Source organism: Methylorubrum podarium (genome assembly GCF_022179745.1).
Classification (GTDB): Bacteria; Pseudomonadota; Alphaproteobacteria; order Rhizobiales; family Beijerinckiaceae; genus Methylobacterium; species Methylobacterium podarium.
The window spans coordinates 1-1,585 of sequence record NZ_BPRD01000682.1 but is presented as its reverse complement, the minus strand read 5'-3'; the positions used below and the strand labels follow the sequence as shown (position 1 = coordinate 1,585).

1 protein-coding gene is annotated in these 1,585 nt (G+C 75.2%); it reads left to right on the top strand.

Going from position 1 to position 1,585, the window contains the following annotated elements:
- Positions 1-1,502, top strand: a 1,502-nt coding sequence (locus MFF42_RS25760; protein WP_238258805.1) for a glucan biosynthesis protein D, incomplete at its 5' end; no start/stop codon positions are given.
- Positions 1,503-1,585 lie beyond the last annotated feature (83 nt).

Here is a 1,585-nt window from a genome sequence, read left to right as displayed (position 1 = left end):
CGGCCCAGGCCGCGCCGCCGGCCCTGCCCGCGCCGGGCTCGCCCTTCTCGGAGGCCACCGTGCCCGACCTCGCCCGGGCGCTCGGCAACCGGCCCTTCGCGGCCCAGGCCACCAACGACGTGCCCGACGCCCTCAAGAACCTGCCGCGGGAGGCCTACGAGGCGATCCGCCTGCGCCCCGAGGCGCTGCTCTGGGGCGGCGAGCCGCACGGCTTCGCCGTCGAGCCGCTGCTGCGCGGGTTCTACTACACCGACCGGGTCGCCCTGTTCCTCGTCGAGGACGGCGTGGTCCGCCCGGTCACCTACGAGCGCGGGCGCTACGAGCCGGGATCGGACGCCGGCGCGGCGGCCCTGCCGGAGACCGAGCCGGGCTTTTCCGGCCTGCGCATCCGCGCGCGCTTCGGCGAGCGGCACCAGGATTTCGCGGTGTTCCAGGGCGCCTGCTTCTACCGGCTGGTGGGGCGGGGCCAGGAATTCGGCGTCAACGGGCGCGCCCTGATGCTGCGCCCGGCCGACCCCCGCGGCGAGGAATTCCCCCGCTGGCGCGCGCTGTTCGTGGAGCGCCCGAAGACGCCCGACGGGCCGCTCGTGATCCACGCCCTGATCGATTCCGACTCCCTCGCCGCGGCCCTGCGCCTGGAACTGCGCCCCGGCGAGACCTCCACCGCCGCGGTCACCGCCACCCTGGTCACCCGCAAGGCGGTCGAACACCTCGGCCTCGGCGGCATGCAGGCGCCGTTCCTGTTCGGCCCGCACGACCGGCGCGGCTCGGACGACGCCCGCGCCGCGGTCTACGCCGCGGGCGGCCTGCAGATCCGCAACGGCGGCGGCGAGGCGATCTGGCGCCCGGTGCGCAACCCGGAGACGCTGCAGATCTCGGGCTTCCTCGACAACGGTCCGCAGGGCTTCGGCCTGACGCAGCGGGACCGGGCCCCCGCGACCTTCGAGGACGACGTCCACCACTGGGAGCGCGGCCCCTCGCTGTGGGTCGAGCCGGGCGAACGGGTGGGCGAACCTGGGGGCGAAGCCCTGTGGGGGGAGGGCGCCGTGACCCTCCTCGAGATCCCGAGCGATGCGGAGATCAACGAGAACGTCATCGCCTATTGGCGGCCGAAGGCGGCCCTGCCCGCGGGCCAGGAGGTCCGTGTCGGCTACCGGCAGAGCTGGGGCGGCGAGCCGCCGGTCGCCCCGCTCGCGCGGGTCACGAGCACCCGCAGCGGCCGCGGCGGCGCCAATCCCCGGCGCCTGTTCCTCGTCGACTTCACCGGCGACGTCCTGTTCACCCCGGAGGGCGCGATGGTGCCCCTCGACACGGTCCTGATCGCCGGCCCCGGCCGGATCGTCGAGGGCGCGACCCGCTGGATCCCGCACCCGGAGACCCGCACCGTCCGCGTCGCCTTCGAGCTGGATCCGGGCAGCGAGCGGGCCTGCGAACTGCGCCTTGCCCTCAAGACCGAAGGGCGGCAGGTCACGGAAACGTGGCTGTACCGCTGGACGCCGTGACTTTTGCCGGAGCGACGATGCCCGACCCCGCCGACAGCGTCTCGACCGTGATGGACCGCCCGGCCCCGGCCGGCGACCGGACC